Here is a 15,868-nt window from a genome sequence, read left to right as displayed (position 1 = left end):
GACTACCTCCTTTGGACTTGGTGCTAGCGGGCGCAACGTAGCGGTTTAGGGGCCAGCAAAAAAAAAGAGCGCTTTGGGGAAAGTTAGCTAAAATTACAGCCGTATTTGCAGAGAAACCGGGGTTCTATACCCACACGTTCCCGAATTGGTCGCCTAACGGGTTTCTCGAGTGAGGAGTATAGGGAGCTAATTTTCATGAAACCAGTCTGGCCCAATGTCCCCCTTAGCCGCTGGTCGAAGCGGCTGTTCAAGTCGGTGGCGCTGTTTGTTACCTCGGTTTTTCTAGTCACTGGCCTATCGGTGCCGGGGTATGGTGCGGCTCAGCCCACAGTGCTAACGCCCAACGCTGCTGCCGAGGCCGGATTGGAAGGGTTGTTGGCCCAGGACCCCAACACCGTGGGCAACGCCACCCTCTATTTTGAAACCGCTACCTTTACCGTTAGCGTCTTTCCCAGGAATTCTGGCACCCTGCGGATGAATGTCTACAACAGAGACACTCGGCAGTCTGAACAACTCAATGCTTCCGTTACCCGTCGCGACGGAATCATCAGTAGAGAATGGATAAGCTATGACAGCTTTGGCTCGCGTGCAGGCCGCAACGTCGTCTACCGGGCTAGTGGCAACCTAACTAACAACCAGGCCCGCCTCGAAATCGTTGATCTCCCCACCAGTTCCATATTGCTCAGCCAAAATAGCACCAGCGTTCGAGACTTTTTCCTGCCTGGAGCCAACCCTAACCCTAACCCTGGACAAGGCGACCTGCTCAACCGCACGTTTGTGGGCTTTGATACCCAAAATCACTCGGTTCGGGTGTTTAACGACAGCGGCGTGACCAAGATGAATGTCTACAACAGAATCACTAATCAACCGCTGGTCAATGGTCTGATTGCCACCGCAGAAGCCACCGAGATTGCCCCCTACCGATGCTGGGCCAACTACTTTGGCGGTCAAAGTTTTGGCGGTGTTCCGGCCCGCTACTTCGTTCGAGTCAGTAGTGATGGGCAGGCACAACTGGATGTGATTGCCCCCAACGGCGGGGTGCTACTGTCAGAACCTAGAATCAACTCTGCGCCTCTGGTGACTAATATTCCCCAGGCCGATCGCCCTGAGTGTTTTGGCAGCGGTGGCACCGTGCCCGATGGGGCTGGCCTAGAGCCTTATGTGGCCGCCGTCTTTGGTGGTGACAATGAACTCCAGCAGGTGCGCCAGGTGCTACCCAGTGGCAGCAGCCAGGGTGTAGGTGGTTTGACCTGCGTCATCAACCCTCGCTTTGAGAATGCACGCCAGGGGCGCTTCATCAATGCGGCTGAATGTACCGATCGCAACGATGCCAGTGCGGTGGTCAATTTCTTGCGCGGGCGCGGGCTCAACTCTCGCCTGGTCTATCGCAACTTTAGGTATCGCTAGAGCTGAGTAGCCGGTTTTCTCAGCTAGAAGTCGAAAACCACGCAAAAAAGGGGGGAAGCAGCGCTGTCTCCCCCCTTTTTTGTTTGTCACGGCCTCAGGGGGCCAGGCGAGCTTTTTTGAGGCGGTTCTCTTCGTACCAGGCGGCGATCGCCGGTACCCAGGCGGCAAAGTGGGGCCAAATTTCTTCGCACATCTTCTGCGCTTCGAGCTGGGCGTCGGCCTTCCAGCGCAGATCTAGCAGGTGCATCACCGATCGCACATTGGCCGACATCACCCAGTGCTGACGGATGTCGAAGGGAATCAGCCCCCGCGCGTGCTCTTCGGCAAAGCCCTGGTCAATGCGGGTTTTGTAGCGGCGGCTGGCTTCCAGGCACCAGTCAATATCCTGCTGACGAGCTTCGGCGGTGTACTCGTACTTCTTGCCCTGGCGATCGGTATAGAAGCCTAGGGGGCGCAGGTAGAAGACCTCTTCGACCTCGCGCTTGCCATCGACCACATCGAGAATGCGCTGCCCAGTGTAACGGAAAGAGTTGTGAACAACAACGCCGTTAGCCACAAAGTTGTGCCAGGGCCCTGCGACCTCCAGATCGTAGGTGGTCTGCATACCCAGATATTCAACCGAAACCACCTGAACAGGATGAGCTTTAAGCTTTCGCCCTGTAGGTGTTGGCTTAGCGGCCCAGAGTTTGGGTTCTAAAATAGGCTGAAAGTTTGTTGCAAACTCCGCCTCTAAATGGTTCTGGTGCAGGTGCTCATGGCAGGGCTGACAGAGAGAAATGAGGTTATTAAACTCGTAGGCTAGCGACTCGTCGGCAAAGACCGGCACCAGGTGGTGGGCATGGAGGTTGCCGCCAGATTCACCGCAACTTTGGCAAATGTAATTGAACTTAGCGTGCACCTGGGGAGCGATCTGGCGTGTCCAGGCTCCAATCAGCTCTCGTTCACTGGAAGTGCCGCCTTTCCAAAAATTAGAGTCCGGGCCCCGTTTTGTGAAGGTCTTGGCATTGATACGACGTTGCTCTAAGCTGTCTTCTGACAGATCTAACCTGTAGCCCTTTACCCCTTTGTTCCAGGGATTGTCAGTGCCAGGCGAGCGTTTGTTGAGCGTTAGACCATGGGCGTATACCCACTTCTTAACCGATTCGATCGAGCATCCTGCTAGGGCAGCGATGTCATCCACGTAAAGACCTTGGGCAAGCTGAGCCTGGAGCCATGCTTTGTCGCGATACAAGCCGTTGCCTACAACAGTCTTAAGCCCGCGCCGCCGTCCTGAGGGCAACTTGAGTTGAAATCGTTTAGCCCAGTGGCGAATTACCTCAACAGAACACCTACACTGCTCAGCGATTTGTTGCGCCGTCAAACCCTGACTGATCTGAGCTTTTAGCCAAGACTCTTGACTATAGAGCGCATCGGGTCGCACAACGCCGTTTGTCATCAATTCACAAGTTTTAGTAACCGCCAGCACCTGATGATCGGCATCGGCAACTAACCCCAGGGCATCTCCCATGCGCTGCCACCCTTGGGCGGTATAGAGGCGATGGTTAGTGGTGCAGTCAAGGGTTTTACCATTGGCCAAGGTGAGCCGGTAGACGGGCTGCAAGCCGCTACACATAACATCTTGAATGTGACCGACTTCAAAAATACCTGTTTCTTCGTTGAGAACCCGCAGACGCATTTTCTTGAGGCGGGTTTTACAGTCGCGGCGGTAGGTGCCAGGGAGTTCGCCATTGCGCCCACGAATTTTGCGTTCTCGACTAGCCTTCTCACCGTTAGTCCACAGATCGTGTAGCTCGGCAACCTTGATCTTTCTCAGACCACCGGAGGCGTGAACGAAGGTCACTTCAGTATCGCCCGCTAAACACTGCACATCGAAGCTCACGCCCACCCGATGAGTGCGAATCTGCTGCATGGTGCTGTGGGGAAACCAGCCCACGTTAAACACAATCTGCGGGTGCTCTAGCGGGCCATAGTGGCCACGTCCGCCCTTAAGCAGACTGGTGACTAGGATTTCGCCGCAGCGCTCTTCGCTGGGCCAAGCGTCGCGATCGTGCGCCACAAAGCCCTCGGCGTAGTCTTGGTGCATGGCGGCGTACATGGTCTGTTGAGGGTTTGGGGTCTGGGAAATGACCTCAACGGTGAAGCGATCCATAGCGCAGATTTCCGGGAATTAAGCGATCCATAGCTTAGGTTTCCAGGAGTTAAATGTCTAGATATTCCTCGTATTCGACCACAGCCCGTCGTTCCTTAGGGACAGGCGAGGGCGAACGGGTTAGCTCCGTCGTGGATGTCTCCGTAGAGGATCCGGGGAGCTGATATGAGTCGTCCTGTTCAACAGATGCTTCTAAATACTCCAATTCTGGAGGTTTGGGGGAATCTGAAAGGCTTGGTGCTGCAACCAATTGAGGCTCTAATTCTGAATATTTCAGCTCAGCAGCGTCGGATGCAGAATCTACAGTGAAGGCCGCTGCGGAACTTGACGGCAGCGGTTTGGCCGATCGCAGCAAGCGCTGCCCCTCTTCTAAGGCCGATCGCACGATCGCGTCGCTCTCTTGGCCTAGCCGAATCTGGAAGCAGTCGAGGAGGTGCGATCGCAGCGACAGGCCCGTCAAATACTCTTCATCCATCTGCGCCAGGCGCACCAGTCGCCGCACCGCCACCAGCCGCTTCAGCGGGTCAGGGTGGCTCAGCAACCCTAAATTGTGCTCCATCTGGGCCATAGGGGCCGCATCCCACAGGTCATCGCTACGCTCTGCCGACCGGGACGATCGCAGCAGCGCCCCCACCGCAAACAGCGCCAGCGCCCCCTGCCCGGTGAGCAGCAGCGCCATCAGCAGCGAGTGGGTGCTGTGCCACAGGGCCGTAAATGTGTAGGTACTCACCCCCGCCACTAACCCCAACATCAACGCCTGCTGCTGGGGTTTGGCGGGCAGCGGCAGCCCCTGTTGAAGACGCTGCATCAACCCCTTGCGCTGGCGAGGCGAGAGCTGCAAAAGCTGCTGATAGGCCACCAGACCAATGCCAGCGGAGATCACCAAAGCGCCGTTGACCAGGCCCAGAGCTAAGCTGCCCACACCCAATCCCCACATCTTGGGATGCTTGGGGCGCGGTAGCGATGACCACCATCCCTGCCGTAGAAGCGCCGACTTGGGGCGCGGCGATGGCGGCGGCGAAACATCTAGAGCAGGGCGAGGAATAACGGGAGAAACCACAGGAAATTGCTGCTAGTAGGCGTGATCAGTCAAGGCTTAGCATAGCCTGCCCCTCTATACTTAGACCCGTTTTTGCAGGAAAACTTTTAAAGGAACAGCGTGGGAAACAGACAGCTACAGCCCTCTACAACTTCCAGTCCCTGCCCCCTCATCTTCCTCATCCCCTCACCTTCGACTCCGTCCAGGAACCGACCGATGCACCCACTTCCCTACGCTACACAGATCCCAAACTGAGGCAGCAGATCGTGGACGACGTAGAAGTGATGCGCCCGCAGCGCGTCGTGAAAGAGCTTCCAGTGGCTGGTGAGAAAGGCGGGCGAGTAGGCCAGACGCATTTCTTTGCGCTCGCCCTCGCCGATGATGCCCAGGGCTTTTTGTTTCCAAGACCCGTAGCCGTTGGCGACATAGCTCACACTGGCAGGGCCAAAGCTAAAGGAACCCTGGGCAATATGTTCTATCCAGTGGCGGTGGCGGCAGTGGCCTTCCCCCAGGGTGGTTTCAAACAGCATCGCGATTTTGTCTTTGTCAGCCGCTGGCAGCCCCGGCACAGCGGCAGCGGGATCGCCCAATCGGTACCGCTGCATCGCTTTGCATATTTCGTTAGCCGCTTCTAAATAGTCTTTGGGGTTGTCGCGGCTGATTTTTTCGCCTCGGCCATTGGTGTAGCCCCAGCGCAGGTAGGGCTTGTCGGGGTTGCTGAGCACTGTGCCGTGGCCCAGGGGCAGCGCTCCGCCAATAAAAAAGCCCTTAAGGCGGTTCATCAGGCTTTGGTCGGGTTTGTTGTTGCCATCAACCAGGTCGCGGGCGCTGTTGATTTCGTGACTGACGCCAGCGAAGCCCTGGTGGGCCCAGGTATCGGCAAACACGTGCATGGTAATGCCCAGGCGGTGCAAGCCATAGCTGCGATAGCGCTGCTCAATGCATTCGCGCACCATGGCTTGGGCGACGGGGCTATTGGGTCGGCAGATCAGTTTTTCGATGAAGGTGCCGGGTGGGTCTTGGCCAGCGGGCAGGCCGCCGTTGCCCGGTAAAAAATGAAAGGGAATCCACACCTTGCAGTTGGCCAGCTCTTTGAAGTTCCGGTAGTCGAGCATTTTGTGGGCCGAACTGATGCGATCGAACATCGCGCCGTTGTCAAAGCGAATGAGCCCCGCCTGGGTGGAATCGTCAACGTATTGAGCGCTGTGGGCCACGATGCTGGCGTCTAAATGCTCAAAACCGGCCAAACGGGCGCACACATAGGTAGCCCCGTGGTGAAAATCAATTTGCATAACACTGCCTGGCTAGCGGCGATCGCAGGGCAACACGCCCCAAAAAATAGGGTATGGGTTAGTGTGCCCTTCCAGGGTTAAGCATTGTGATCAAGGGCTCAGAGGTTCAGGTCTAGCGTTGCCGGTTTTTGCCTTAGACCTGGCACCCTGAACCCTATCCCTCCCACAGCCATCAGTTGCTCTAAGGAGCCGTGCTAGCCGATTGCGATCGCGCAAACGACTGGTGAATTGCCATTAGCACCGGGTCAATGTTGCCCGTGGTGTCGCCGTAGTAGCTGGTAATGGTGGCAGTGGCGGTGGGGTAGCCGACGTAGGTAATAAACGCGTTGGGAAATTCCTCAGGAATTTCGCTAATCCACAGTCGCACAGCTGTCACCCCGTCGATGGCGACGGCATCGTAGCGGCTGACGGTGTAGCCCTTGGCGCGCAGAGCCTCTAGCGATGCGCCCACCACCTCGCGCGGGGGAGCCTCTTGCCAGGTGACCTCGGTGCGCATGGCGGGCAGACTGCCGCTGGCCCCGGCGCTGTCTGCAACAAGCTGAGGGGCATCGGCCTGTTCACTCACCTGCCACCCGGCCGGAAACGCGATCGAAAATAAATCGGCGTAGCTGGTGGTCTCTAAAACCGGGGCGGCCTCGGCGGCAGGAGCAGCCTCAGCCGCTATCATTTCTGGAACCTGCGCCAGAACAGGGGATACGCCAACCGTCAGGGCCGCTGCTCCGAGTAATAATCCCCAGGGTTTAAGGTGTTTCATCACGACTTTCCTTTGCACTGACTCAACTACTGCTGCTTAGTATGGCTCACCAACGGCCAGGGGCGATTGCCCTGGGGGCAGGTCTTTGAACATCATTCTTCAGGCCGATCACTTGTCGTCGCCCGATCGCGCTTTAATGCAAGAACCCTCCAACCTGCCAACCTTCTAACTTGCCAACGCTACACTAACCCCTTAGCCCCCACCGCCACCGCCCATGCCTCCGGCCTCTGATTCTGACCCCAAACCCGGCCATCTCTACGTGGTGGGCACGCCTTTAGGCAACCTCGAAGATATGACCTTTCGAGCGGTGCGAATGTTGCAGTCGGTCGATCTCATTGCCGCCGAAGACACTCGCCACACAGGCAAGCTGCTTCAGCATTTTCAAATCACCACGCCTCAGATTAGCTACCACGAGCACAACCGCCACAGCCGCATCGGCGACGTGCTGCACCACCTGCAAGCGCGGCAGCACGCCGTAGCGCTGGTATCGGATGCGGGAATGCCGGGAATTTCTGACCCTGGCTATGAACTGATTGCGGCCTGCGTTGAGGCAGACATTCCCGTGGTGCCAATTCCAGGACCCACGGCGGCAATTACGGCGCTATGCGTGGCCGGGTTGCCCAGCGATCGCTTCGTCTTTGAGGGTTTTTTGCCCCTCAAGGGCAAGGAAAGAACCGCGCGATTAGAGGCGATCGCCCAAGAAGATCGCACTATCTTGCTCTACGAAGCGCCCCATAAGCTGCTCAAGACTCTGGAGGATTTGGTGGCGGCTTTGGGGGGCGATCGCCCCGTCACCCTAGGCCGCGAACTGACCAAACGATTCGAAGAATTTTGGCGCGGCACCCTGGGCAGCGCCCTAGAGCATTACCAGAGCGAAGCGCCCAAGGGTGAATTTACCGTTGTCGTTCAGGGCGCAACTCGTGAAGCGCCCGTGCTGTCACCCGAAGCCATCCGAGCAGAGCTAGAACAACTGCTGCGCCAGGGCATGTCGCGAGCCGACGCCAGCCGTCAGCTCGCCAAAGCGACTGGACAATCCAAGAAAGCGATCTACCAGCTTTCCCTGGGCATTGATACCGATGGTTTCCCTGGCTAGCAACTGAACATTACGTTGCAGGTCAGTGATATCCCATTGCAGGCTGGTGACATCGCATTGCAAGCCAGTGATATTGCGTTGCAGACCGATGACATCGCATTGCAGTCCAGTGATATTTGATTGCAGGTGAGTGATATCGCATAGCGGGTCAGTGACAAGCTATATCCAACCGATGCATTGGCGGTGCCGGGTAGTGATATGGCAGAGCGGGGCGCTGACATCCCATAGCAAGCATCGGCTTTATTAGAATGCTTGCCCGACTGCCAGTGTCTCAGTAGTGCGCTTTGCAGCTACGGCAACCACAGGTTGCGGCGATCGCGCACGTAGTTACCCCCGGCTCCAGTAACAAAGAATCATGGCTGATTCCGTAAATGGCTTTCTGAGCTTGGCAAAATACAAAACATTGATCAGTTGGTCATTTGGGCATCAGCACCGCATCAAGGCCGAGATGCTGCACGAAGGGAATAAAATCGCGATCGGAGAACAAGAGGGCGTGTTTCGCTTCGATGCAAAAGGTGGCAATAATCACATCAATGGTTTTTCGCACTGTGATGCCTCGTTTGCGGAGGGTGCGAAAGTTGTCGGCGCTATTGATGGCCAAGTCAGTATCAATCAGCTGAAATATAGTCAGTGAGGTCAGGAGTTGCCTGGCCATAACATAGTCGGCATCTTGGCGGAATCCTTGCAGAATCTCGGTGAGAATAATGTCGCCAATGGCTAACGGTTGTGTACTGAGCAGCTGATCAAGTAGCTCGACTTGGGGCGTGTTTTGACCGTTGAAGTAGTCAATCCACACGATGGAATCGGCTAGAGTCATGCGTCGGTTCTTGCGGCATCTAGGTCACCATCCCAAGGCAGCTGGCCGCGAAAGGCTTTGATAGCTTCTTGTCGTTTGAGTTGAAGTAACACCTTGAGAGCGAGTTCGACCACCTTATCCGTGGTTTCTGGCCCGGTCGCCCGCAAGGCATCGGCAACCAGATTCTCATCAATTTCGATATTCGTTTTCATGATTGCAGCTTCACCAGGCTCTGCTAATTTCTAGATAACTGTTCTCGTTCGACTCCGCTCAAAGAACGGTTACGGCTTGCCAACGCTAGCCCCATTATGACCTGAGCAGCTTTTAGCGAGAAACTGAGGTTTTGTGCCAACCTTAACGCCGCTGAGTTAGTCAAGATAGGTCTGCAACAGGCGAATTACTGCTGCTACCGAGGCCAGCGATGCTGTCTCGGTGGCCGTGTGGTACTCGGTGGTGGGAATTTGCAGCGTGGTGCCCGTCACCGCTCCTTCTGTAGCAGCGGTGAGGCGACCCATCTCGGTGCGCCCTAGAGAGTAGGGCTTGGGGCGACTCAGGTTTTGGGCAGCAATGTAGTCGTCTTTATAGCTGTAGGCAATGCCGAGCTGGGTACAGCGATCGGCCAGCTCCTGGGTAATACCGGGGGCAAAGTCGGCGCTGGCGTCTTTGCGGCGCAGGGTAATGAGCTGCTCGTCGGCCGCCTCGCGGCTGTGGTAGGGGCTGGTGTCGAGGGCGATCAAGCGCTGGGTCGCTACACGCTGCCGCTGAAACCACGACAATGCGTAGCGCCAGCTTCGCCCCGACTCTTCTTGGGCCGTGAATAGGGCGGTGCCCTCAAACCCACAGCGAAACAAAAAGATAATGATGGCAGCGCTAATCACATTGTCGAGCTGAGCCGAAATGTAGCCGTTGTTGAATTGCAGACGGTCTAAAAACGAAATCGGGGTGCCCGGCTGAAGGTAGTCGAGCCCATCGACCTCAAAGATCAGGTTTTTGCGCTCGGGGCAAATGTAGGAGTTGGTGATGATTCCCTGGCCGATGTAGGTGCCGGTGTAGGGCAGGTGGGCCTGCACCCGCTGCCCCTGAAAGCGATTCTCAATGGTGTGCAGCATTTGCTCAGACACCGAGTCGCCGGTTAATTCGCTCTGGTTGCCCGCGATAAAGGCGGCGTACTGAAACTCGTTGGGGCCAGTGCAAAGTAAGCCGTGGCGATCGATATGGGCCGACAGCATCAGGTCGTGGGGGCGGCGACCCTGGGCCACCAAGACGCCGTGGTAGTAGGTGACTTCGGCCCCCACTTCATCTAGCTCGCGCCGCAGCACCCGAAAAAACGAGTCTTCGCTGCCGACCACCGAGGGCTCGCGAATTAGAAATTGCAGAATTTCAAGAAAATCGGCCAGGCCTTCTAGGGGCGCTGGGGCAGTGGCTAAGGCAGCCTGGGCAGCAGCAGCGGGGCCAACGAGTTGATCGACAACCAGGTTCAGTGGGCTCATAGAAAATGGCCTGCCAGAGGTTTGCCTGCGGTGCTGAAGCCGTGACTGGGAGGGGTGAAGCTAGAGCGATGACTGGGAGGGTAAGTGCGATCGCCCCTACATCTATGTATCCCAGAACACTATCTGCCTCACAAAACACTACCCCGAAGCCCTGTGACGTTTAGTGAAGCCCAATACAAAAGGAGAAGGTTGTTTTCGCGATCGCGCAATCCTTCACACAATCCTGCAAACCCCAGTGGAGAACCGGAGTATAATAGACTGTATCGCTCTTTACCCCGTTTGCCCTGTGGATTTGTCTTCTAAAAGTGAATATGCTCTGCTAGCGTTGCTAGAACTGAGCCCCCACTACGACAGCGGTGAGCCGCTGCAAATTCGGCAAATTGCCAGCCAGCAAAACATTCCCGATCGCTACCTAGAGCAGCTGCTGGCCACCCTGCGCCGGGCGGGCCTAGTCAAGAGCCAGCGCGGGGCGCGGGGCGGCTACCTGCTAGCACGTGATCCGTGGAAGATTACCCTCTATGATGTGGTGAGCTGCATAGAAGGGTTTGAGCCCCAGGCCGACCCCACCCAGATGTCTAACACGCCAGAAGCGCAGGTCATTAAAGGCGTGTGGGGCGAGGTGCGCCAAGCCGCCGAGGGAGTGCTGCAAAATTACACCTTGCAAGACATGGTCGAAAAGCGCAACGCCCAACAGCAAGTCGACATTATGTATTACATCTAGGCCAGGCCCATGCGAATTGCCGAAAACGTGACCCAACTGATTGGCCGCACCCCCCTGGTGCAGCTCAACCGCATTCCCCAAGAGGCTGGCTGCCTAGCCCGGCTGGTGGTCAAACTGGAGGGCATGAACCCCTCAGCCTCCGTCAAAGACCGCATCGGCATCAACATGATTGAAGCCGCCGAGGCCGAAGGGCTGATTACCCCCGGCAAAACCACCCTGGTCGAGCCCACATCAGGCAACACCGGCATTGCCCTAGCCATGGCGGCGGCGGCCAAGGGCTACCGGTTGATTCTCACCATGCCCGAGACTATGAGTTCTGAGCGGCGGGCGATGCTGCGGGCCTACGGGGCTGAACTAGAACTCACCCCTGGTGTAGCGGGTATGTCGGGCTGCATTCAGCGGGCGCAGGACATTCTCGACACCCTGCCCGATGCGTATATGCTGCAACAGTTCCGCAACCCGGCCAACCCCGACATTCACCGCCGCACCACCGCTGAAGAGATCTGGGCCGACACCGATGGCCAGGTTGACATCCTGGTAGCAGGCGTGGGCACGGGCGGCACCATCACTGGCGTGGCCGATGTGCTCAAGCAGCGCAAGCCGGGGTTTAAGGCGATCGCCGTCGAACCCGTCAACAGCCCTGTGCTGTCGGGCGGTCGCCCCGGCTCCCACAAAATTCAGGGGATTGGGGCGGGGTTTGTGCCTGAGGTATTGAACGTAAGCCTGATCGACGAGGTGGTGCAGGTCGCGGATGAAGATGCGATCGCCTACGGTCGCCGCTTGGCCCGCGAGGAAGGACTGCTCTCGGGCATTTCTACCGGGGCAGCAGTGAAGGCTGCTGTGGAGGTCGGCTTGCGTCCCGAAAACGACGGCAAGCTGATTGTGATCATTCAGCCCAGCTTTGGCGAGCGCTACCTGAGCACGCCGCTGTTCCAAGACCCCGAGCTGATGGCTCCGCTGGTGATGAGCTAAATTTTCACTGAGTCCTGCAAACCTGTAGCGTAGTGACGGCCAAGGAATTTGATATCGACCGGGCGATCGCGCTGCTGCGCACGGCAGTAGCCCCATTTCCCAAAGCCGCCATGTTTCAACTGGCGGAGGAGGGCTTTGACACGCTCTACGAGCAGCTCGTCGCCTGCATCATTTCCATTCGCACCTACGACGAGGTGAGCGTGCCGGTGGCACAGCGGCTGTTTGCAAGGGCGCGATCGCCGGAGCAGATGGTGAGGCTAGAGGTCGAAGAAATTTTGGCCCTGATTCAGGGATCCACCTTTGCCGAGAACAAAGCCCCACAAATCCATCAGATTTCCCAGCAAATTTTGGATGAGTATGGCGGCAACCTGCCCGCCGACCCCGAGGTGCTGATGCGGTTCAAAGGGGTGGGGCCGAAGTGTGCCCACCTCGCGCTGGGGGTGGCGTTGGGCTACCCCTGCATCAGCGTTGATGTGCATGTGCATCGGGTCACGAACCGCTGGGGCTACGTGCAAACCAAGTCGCCCGAAAAAACCATGACGACCCTGGAAGCCAAACTGCCGCAGCCCTACTGGGTTGAAATCAATCGGCTGCTGGTGCCCTTTGGCAAGCACATCTGCACGGGCGATCGGCCTAAATGCGGGCGCTGCCCCCTGGCCGATATGTGTGCGCAGATTGGCGTCATTGCGGCTGTCTAACGTTGCCCATAACCTGCCGCAGTCTAACTTCTAAGTCAAACTAATCAACCCCTGACGGTTGATGTGCATGAGCGGCTGGGCTATGGGGGCAACCTATCGTGGTCAAAACAGCGCTATGTGGTCGGGAGCATCTTCGGTATTCCAATGTCTCAAGGCAGTTTAGCCAAGCTGCATCAGTGGTTTTGTGCCGCCTTGCAACCCGCTGACAAGCAGTGGTGGGGTTGGATTCAACAACCAGGTGTGCGCTGTGTCGATGAGACCAGTTATCGCTTGAACGGTGTGAACCATTGGATTTGGATTGCCACCGTACCGGAATGCTACGTCCTGTTCTTTGCCCCCATCCGCAGTTCAGCCGAGGTTAAGATGCTGCTGGGCGAGGACTTCACGGGCATCCTCAGCAGCGACTGCTGGTCGGCCTATGGACCGCAATCGGCGGGCGCGAAGCAGAAATGCTGGGCGCACCCGGAGCGGGAACTCAAGGCATTAACCACCTCTCGCTTCCCAGAAAATAGGGAGTTCGCCCACCGGATCTTCCCCATTATCCACACCGCTCGCCAAGCCCATCGGGACTATCATCAGGGGCAGCTCAGTTTGACTGAACTTCAAGCCCTCACGCCCACCATTAAAAAGAACCCCGGATGCTTCAAGTATCCGGGGTTCTCGGCGTTCAGGTTAGGGCAAGCCGATTACGGGTTGCCTCAGTGAGTTGGATTTAGTAATCGAAGTCGCCACCCATGCCCGCGCCCGCGCCCGCCGCAGGAGCCTTGGGCTCAGGCTTATCGACCACAATGCACTCGGTAGTCAGCACCATCGAGGCGATGGAAGCCGCGTTTTGCAGACCCGAGCGGGTCACCTTGGCAGGATCCACAATGCCAGCCTCGAACATATCGACAAACTGATTGTTGGCCGCGTCGTAGCCGATGTTGAAGTCTTTCTCCTTCACCTGCTCAACGATCACGGCACCATTCACACCGGCATTCTCAGCAATGCGGCTGAGGGGAGCGGTGAGGGCGCGGGTGACGATCTGGGCACCCAGCAGCTCTTCGCCGCTGAGGTTGTTGCTGGCCCAGGCTTCGAGCTGGGGGGCCAGGTGGGCCAGGGTGGTGCCGCCGCCGGGGACGATGCCTTCTTCCACCGCTGCTTTGGTGGCGTTGATGGCGTCTTCCAGGCGCAGCTTGCGATCCTTCATCTCGGTTTCGGTGGCGGCCCCGACTTTGATCACGGCTACACCGCCAGAGAGCTTAGCCAGGCGCTCTTGCAGCTTCTCCTTGTCGTAGGTCGAGTCGGTTTCGTCGATCTGGCGACGGATTTGCTCGCAGCGGGCCTTGACCTGCTGCTCGTTGCCCTCGGCGACGATGGTGGTGGTGTCTTTGGTGATGGTGAGGCGGCGGGCGCTGCCCAGCATCTCCACCTTCACGTTGTCGAGCTTGAGGCCGGTGTCTTCAGAAATCACCTGGCCGCCAGTGAGCACGGCGATGTCTTCGAGCATGGCCTTGCGGCGATCGCCGAACCCAGGCGCTTTCACCGCCGCCACATTCAGCACGCCGCGCATGCGGTTCACCACCAGAGTAGCCAGGGCCTCTTTCTCGATGTCTTCGGCGATGATCATCAGGGGCTTGCCGGAGCGGGCCACTTGCTCCAGCACCGGCACCAGGTCCTGCACCAGGGCGATCTTCTTGTCGGTCAGCAGAATGTAGGGCTCGTCGAGCACCGCTTCCATGCGCTCGGTGTCGGTGACGAAGTAGGGCGACAGGTAGCCCTTGTCGAAGCGCATCCCTTCGGTGACCTCCAGTTCGGTGGTCATGGATTTGCCTTCTTCCAGGGAAATCACGCCCTCGCGACCGACCTTATCCATGGCGTCGGCGATCATTTGGCCGACTTCGTCGTCGTTGCCAGCAGAGATAGCACCCACCTGGGCGATGGACTTAGAGTCGCCGACGGGGCGGGCGTGCTCGGCAATCTTTTCGACCAGGAAGGCGGTGGCTTTGTCGATGCCGCGCTTCAGCGAGATGGCGTTGGCCCCAGCGGCGACGTTGCGCAGGCCCTCTTTGACAATCGCGTGGCCCAGCACCGTAGCGGTGGTGGTGCCATCCCCAGCAGCGTCGTTGGTTTTGCTGGCGGCCTGGCGCAGCAGGGATACGGCGGTGTTCTCGATGTGGTCTTCTAGCTCAATTTCTTTGGCGATGGTGATGCCGTCGTTGATGATTTGGGGCGCGCCGTATTTTTTTTCGAGCACCACGTTGCGGCCTTTGGGGCCGAGGGTAACGGCAACAGCTTCGGCCAGCATGTCGAAACCGCGCTCTAAGGCGCGACGGGCATCTTCGTTGTAGGTGATGGTTTTAGCCATGGGTGAATAATCCTCCCAGCAAGAATTGTTGACTAACTGCGTTTAGTTGAAGTTTGTAAGGTGTGTTACGGCTTTGCCTAACGCACCGGACTTGCTCTCAAGGGATGTTTCGAGTAGATAAGACATCGCTTTGAGGGGCTTTCCGAGCGGTGCATTGCTTCGCGGATGCGCCCTAGGGGTTGATCTGCGATCGCATCGGTCAATGGTGGGCGGTGCCCACCCTACCTAGCCAAAATCGCCAATCTAAAATCCAAAATTGGCCTAGCCCAGGGCGGCGAGAATGTCGGACTCGCGCAGCAGCACGTAGTCGTCGGTGCCGAGCTTGATGTCGGTACCGGCGTATTTGGAGTAGAGCACCTTGTCGCCGACTTTGACTTCTACGGGCTGGAACGAGCCGTTGTCGTCGCGCTTGCCGGGGCCGACCTGCACCACTTCACCCACCTGGGGCTTTTCTTTAGCGGTGTCGGGCAGCAAGATGCCGCCAGCGGTTTTCTCTTCGGCTTCGCTGACCTTGACCAAAATGCGATCGCCCAGAGGCTTTACAGTAGACACACTCAGGGTGACTGCGGCCATAACGTACCTCCAAAGGTTTGCTTAGTGAACGTTTGCATCAACAGGACGCGTTAGCACTCTCGCATCCTGAGTGCTAATTTAGCCGCCCAAAAGTTCCCTCGGCAATTCTTTAGCAGGTGTGGTTTGCCGAACTTTCTCACGCCATCCACTCACCGAACACAATCGACTGCGCCGCTTTCCCAATGCGCCCTAAATCTTCGTCGAGCATGGGTGGCCACACAACACCCGACCGTTGCCCTTGAGAATAGAGCTGGCGGCTTTCGTAGGAGAGGATAAAGAGAGCCTGGGTGAGGGTGCGATCGAGGGTGGGTTCGTTCTTTAAGCCTTCAAACAGCACCTTGAGGGCCAGCAGCAGAGAGGTCACCTGTCCGGGGATGGGCGGTTTGCCCTGGCGCAGGCAGGCGATAAAGGTATCGGGCAGGTCTTCGCTGGTGCCGAGGGTTTGGCGGACGACAAATTCACGAGAGGTTTCAAAATCCATAGGGGTAACGGTAGCTAAACAGGGTGTTCTAAACCTTATCCAAGTCCAGAAGTAGA

15 protein-coding genes and 1 pseudogene are annotated in these 15,868 nt (G+C 57.5%); 6 read left to right on the top strand and 10 right to left on the bottom strand.

Going from position 1 to position 15,868, the window contains the following annotated elements; translation table 11 throughout:
* Nucleotides 1–195 precede the first annotated feature (195 nt).
* Entirely contained in the window at nt 196–1,407 is a 1,212-nt protein-coding gene (locus tag VB780_RS16330; protein ID WP_323352227.1) for a hypothetical protein, read from the top strand.
* 94 nt (nt 1,408–1,501) lie between these two features.
* On the opposite strand, the gene thyX is transcribed toward VB780_RS16330, so the two are convergent.
* The 4 genes from thyX to VB780_RS16310 all read right to left on the bottom strand — a co-directional run bounded on the left by thyX (nt 1,502) and on the right by VB780_RS16310 (nt 6,641).
* Nucleotides 1,502–3,556, bottom strand: coding sequence for an FAD-dependent thymidylate synthase (thyX, locus tag VB780_RS16325; protein ID WP_323352226.1), 2,055 nt, complete (start codon nt 3,554–3,556; stop codon nt 1,502–1,504).
* Nucleotides 3,557–3,605: 49 nt separating this feature from the next.
* Nucleotides 3,606–4,616: a hypothetical protein gene (locus VB780_RS16320; RefSeq protein ID WP_323352225.1), complete on the bottom strand. Its 1,011-nt coding sequence runs from the start codon at nt 4,614–4,616 to the stop codon at nt 3,606–3,608.
* A gap of 209 nt (nt 4,617–4,825) precedes the next feature.
* A complete protein-coding gene (locus VB780_RS16315; protein ID WP_323352224.1) occupies nt 4,826–5,887 on the bottom strand; it encodes a DUF6765 family protein in 1,062 nt (353 codons plus the stop codon).
* Between the two features lie 181 nt (nt 5,888–6,068).
* Complete coding sequence (locus tag VB780_RS16310) at nt 6,069–6,641, bottom strand: hypothetical protein (RefSeq protein WP_323352223.1); 573 nt, start codon at nt 6,639–6,641, stop codon at nt 6,069–6,071.
* Nucleotides 6,642–6,855: 214 nt separating this feature from the next.
* Here VB780_RS16310 and rsmI point away from each other — a divergent pair, with 214 nt between their 5' ends.
* A complete protein-coding gene (gene rsmI / locus VB780_RS16305) occupies nt 6,856–7,734 on the top strand; it encodes a 16S rRNA (cytidine(1402)-2'-O)-methyltransferase (protein ID WP_323352222.1) in 879 nt (292 codons plus the stop codon).
* Between the two features lie 415 nt (nt 7,735–8,149).
* Here the strand turns inward: rsmI and VB780_RS16300 are convergent, their stop codons facing one another.
* From VB780_RS16300 to VB780_RS16290, 3 genes are all read right to left on the bottom strand, one after another.
* Entirely contained in the window at nt 8,150–8,551 is a 402-nt protein-coding gene (locus VB780_RS16300; RefSeq protein WP_323352221.1) for a PIN domain nuclease, read from the bottom strand.
* Nucleotides 8,548–8,742, bottom strand: a complete 195-nt coding sequence (locus tag VB780_RS16295) for a type II toxin-antitoxin system VapB family antitoxin (RefSeq protein WP_323352220.1) — start codon at nt 8,740–8,742, stop codon at nt 8,548–8,550. Before VB780_RS16295 ends, VB780_RS16300 begins: the two co-directional genes overlap by 4 nt.
* Nucleotides 8,743–8,898: 156 nt before the next feature.
* Nucleotides 8,899–10,020 carry a hypothetical protein gene (locus VB780_RS16290; RefSeq protein WP_323352219.1) on the bottom strand — a complete coding sequence of 374 codons (1,122 nt, stop codon included), beginning with the start codon at nt 10,018–10,020 and terminating at the stop codon, nt 8,899–8,901.
* A 286-nt stretch (nt 10,021–10,306) separates the two neighbouring features.
* Between VB780_RS16290 and VB780_RS16285 the strand changes: the two genes are divergently transcribed.
* From VB780_RS16285 to VB780_RS16270, 4 genes and pseudogenes are all read left to right on the top strand, one after another.
* Nucleotides 10,307–10,741: an Rrf2 family transcriptional regulator gene (locus VB780_RS16285; RefSeq protein ID WP_323352218.1), complete on the top strand. Its 435-nt coding sequence runs from the start codon at nt 10,307–10,309 to the stop codon at nt 10,739–10,741.
* A gap of 9 nt (nt 10,742–10,750) precedes the next feature.
* Entirely contained in the window at nt 10,751–11,713 is a 963-nt protein-coding gene (cysK, locus tag VB780_RS16280; protein ID WP_323352217.1) for a cysteine synthase A, read from the top strand.
* A gap of 32 nt (nt 11,714–11,745) precedes the next feature.
* A complete protein-coding gene (locus VB780_RS16275) occupies nt 11,746–12,411 on the top strand; it encodes an endonuclease III (protein WP_323352216.1) in 666 nt (221 codons plus the stop codon).
* 75 nt (nt 12,412–12,486) lie between these two features.
* Nucleotides 12,487–13,017 (top strand): annotated as a pseudogene (locus tag VB780_RS16270) (IS66 family transposase); the annotation flags it as partial.
* A 106-nt stretch (nt 13,018–13,123) separates the two neighbouring features.
* Here the strand turns inward: VB780_RS16270 and groL are convergent.
* From groL to VB780_RS16255, 3 genes are all read right to left on the bottom strand, one after another.
* Nucleotides 13,124–14,758, bottom strand: a complete 1,635-nt coding sequence (groL, locus tag VB780_RS16265) for a chaperonin GroEL (protein WP_323352215.1) — start codon at nt 14,756–14,758, stop codon at nt 13,124–13,126.
* A 261-nt stretch (nt 14,759–15,019) separates the two neighbouring features.
* Nucleotides 15,020–15,331 carry a co-chaperone GroES gene (gene groES / locus VB780_RS16260; protein ID WP_073609036.1) on the bottom strand — a complete coding sequence of 104 codons (312 nt, stop codon included), beginning with the start codon at nt 15,329–15,331 and terminating at the stop codon, nt 15,020–15,022.
* Between the two features lie 136 nt (nt 15,332–15,467).
* Nucleotides 15,468–15,812 (bottom strand): Dethiobiotin synthetase, encoded by a 345-nt coding sequence (locus VB780_RS16255; RefSeq protein ID WP_323352214.1) that lies wholly within the window; start codon nt 15,810–15,812, stop codon nt 15,468–15,470.
* Between the last annotated feature and the right edge of the window lie 56 nt (nt 15,813–15,868).

This window comes from Leptolyngbya sp. CCNP1308, from assembly GCF_034932455.1.
Taxonomy (GTDB): domain Bacteria; phylum Cyanobacteriota; class Cyanobacteriia; order Phormidesmidales; family Phormidesmidaceae; genus Nodosilinea.
The sequence above is the reverse complement of the archived record's forward strand: the minus strand, read 5'-3'. Positions and strand labels throughout refer to the sequence as shown.

Excerpts from the sequence above, each read along its gene's own strand:
- VB780_RS16330 (WP_323352227.1), top strand. The coding sequence starts at position 196 with ATGAAACCAGTCTGGCCCAATGTCCCCCTTAGCCGCTGGTCGAAGCGG.
- thyX (WP_323352226.1), bottom strand. The coding sequence starts at position 3,556 with ATGGATCGCTTCACCGTTGAGGTCATTTCCCAGACCCCAAACCCTCAA.
- VB780_RS16315 (WP_323352224.1), bottom strand. The coding sequence starts at position 5,887 with ATGCAAATTGATTTTCACCACGGGGCTACCTATGTGTGCGCCCGTTTG.
- VB780_RS16310 (WP_323352223.1), bottom strand. The coding sequence starts at position 6,641 with ATGAAACACCTTAAACCCTGGGGATTATTACTCGGAGCAGCGGCCCTG.
- rsmI (WP_323352222.1), top strand. The coding sequence starts at position 6,856 with ATGCCTCCGGCCTCTGATTCTGACCCCAAACCCGGCCATCTCTACGTG.
- VB780_RS16300 (WP_323352221.1), bottom strand. The coding sequence starts at position 8,551 with ATGACTCTAGCCGATTCCATCGTGTGGATTGACTACTTCAACGGTCAA.
- VB780_RS16295 (WP_323352220.1), bottom strand. The coding sequence starts at position 8,742 with ATGAAAACGAATATCGAAATTGATGAGAATCTGGTTGCCGATGCCTTG.
- VB780_RS16290 (WP_323352219.1), bottom strand. The coding sequence starts at position 10,020 with ATGAGCCCACTGAACCTGGTTGTCGATCAACTCGTTGGCCCCGCTGCT.
- cysK (WP_323352217.1), top strand. The coding sequence starts at position 10,751 with ATGCGAATTGCCGAAAACGTGACCCAACTGATTGGCCGCACCCCCCTG.
- groL (WP_323352215.1), bottom strand. The coding sequence starts at position 14,758 with ATGGCTAAAACCATCACCTACAACGAAGATGCCCGTCGCGCCTTAGAG.
- groES (WP_073609036.1), bottom strand. The coding sequence starts at position 15,331 with ATGGCCGCAGTCACCCTGAGTGTGTCTACTGTAAAGCCTCTGGGCGAT.
- VB780_RS16255 (WP_323352214.1), bottom strand. The coding sequence starts at position 15,812 with ATGGATTTTGAAACCTCTCGTGAATTTGTCGTCCGCCAAACCCTCGGC.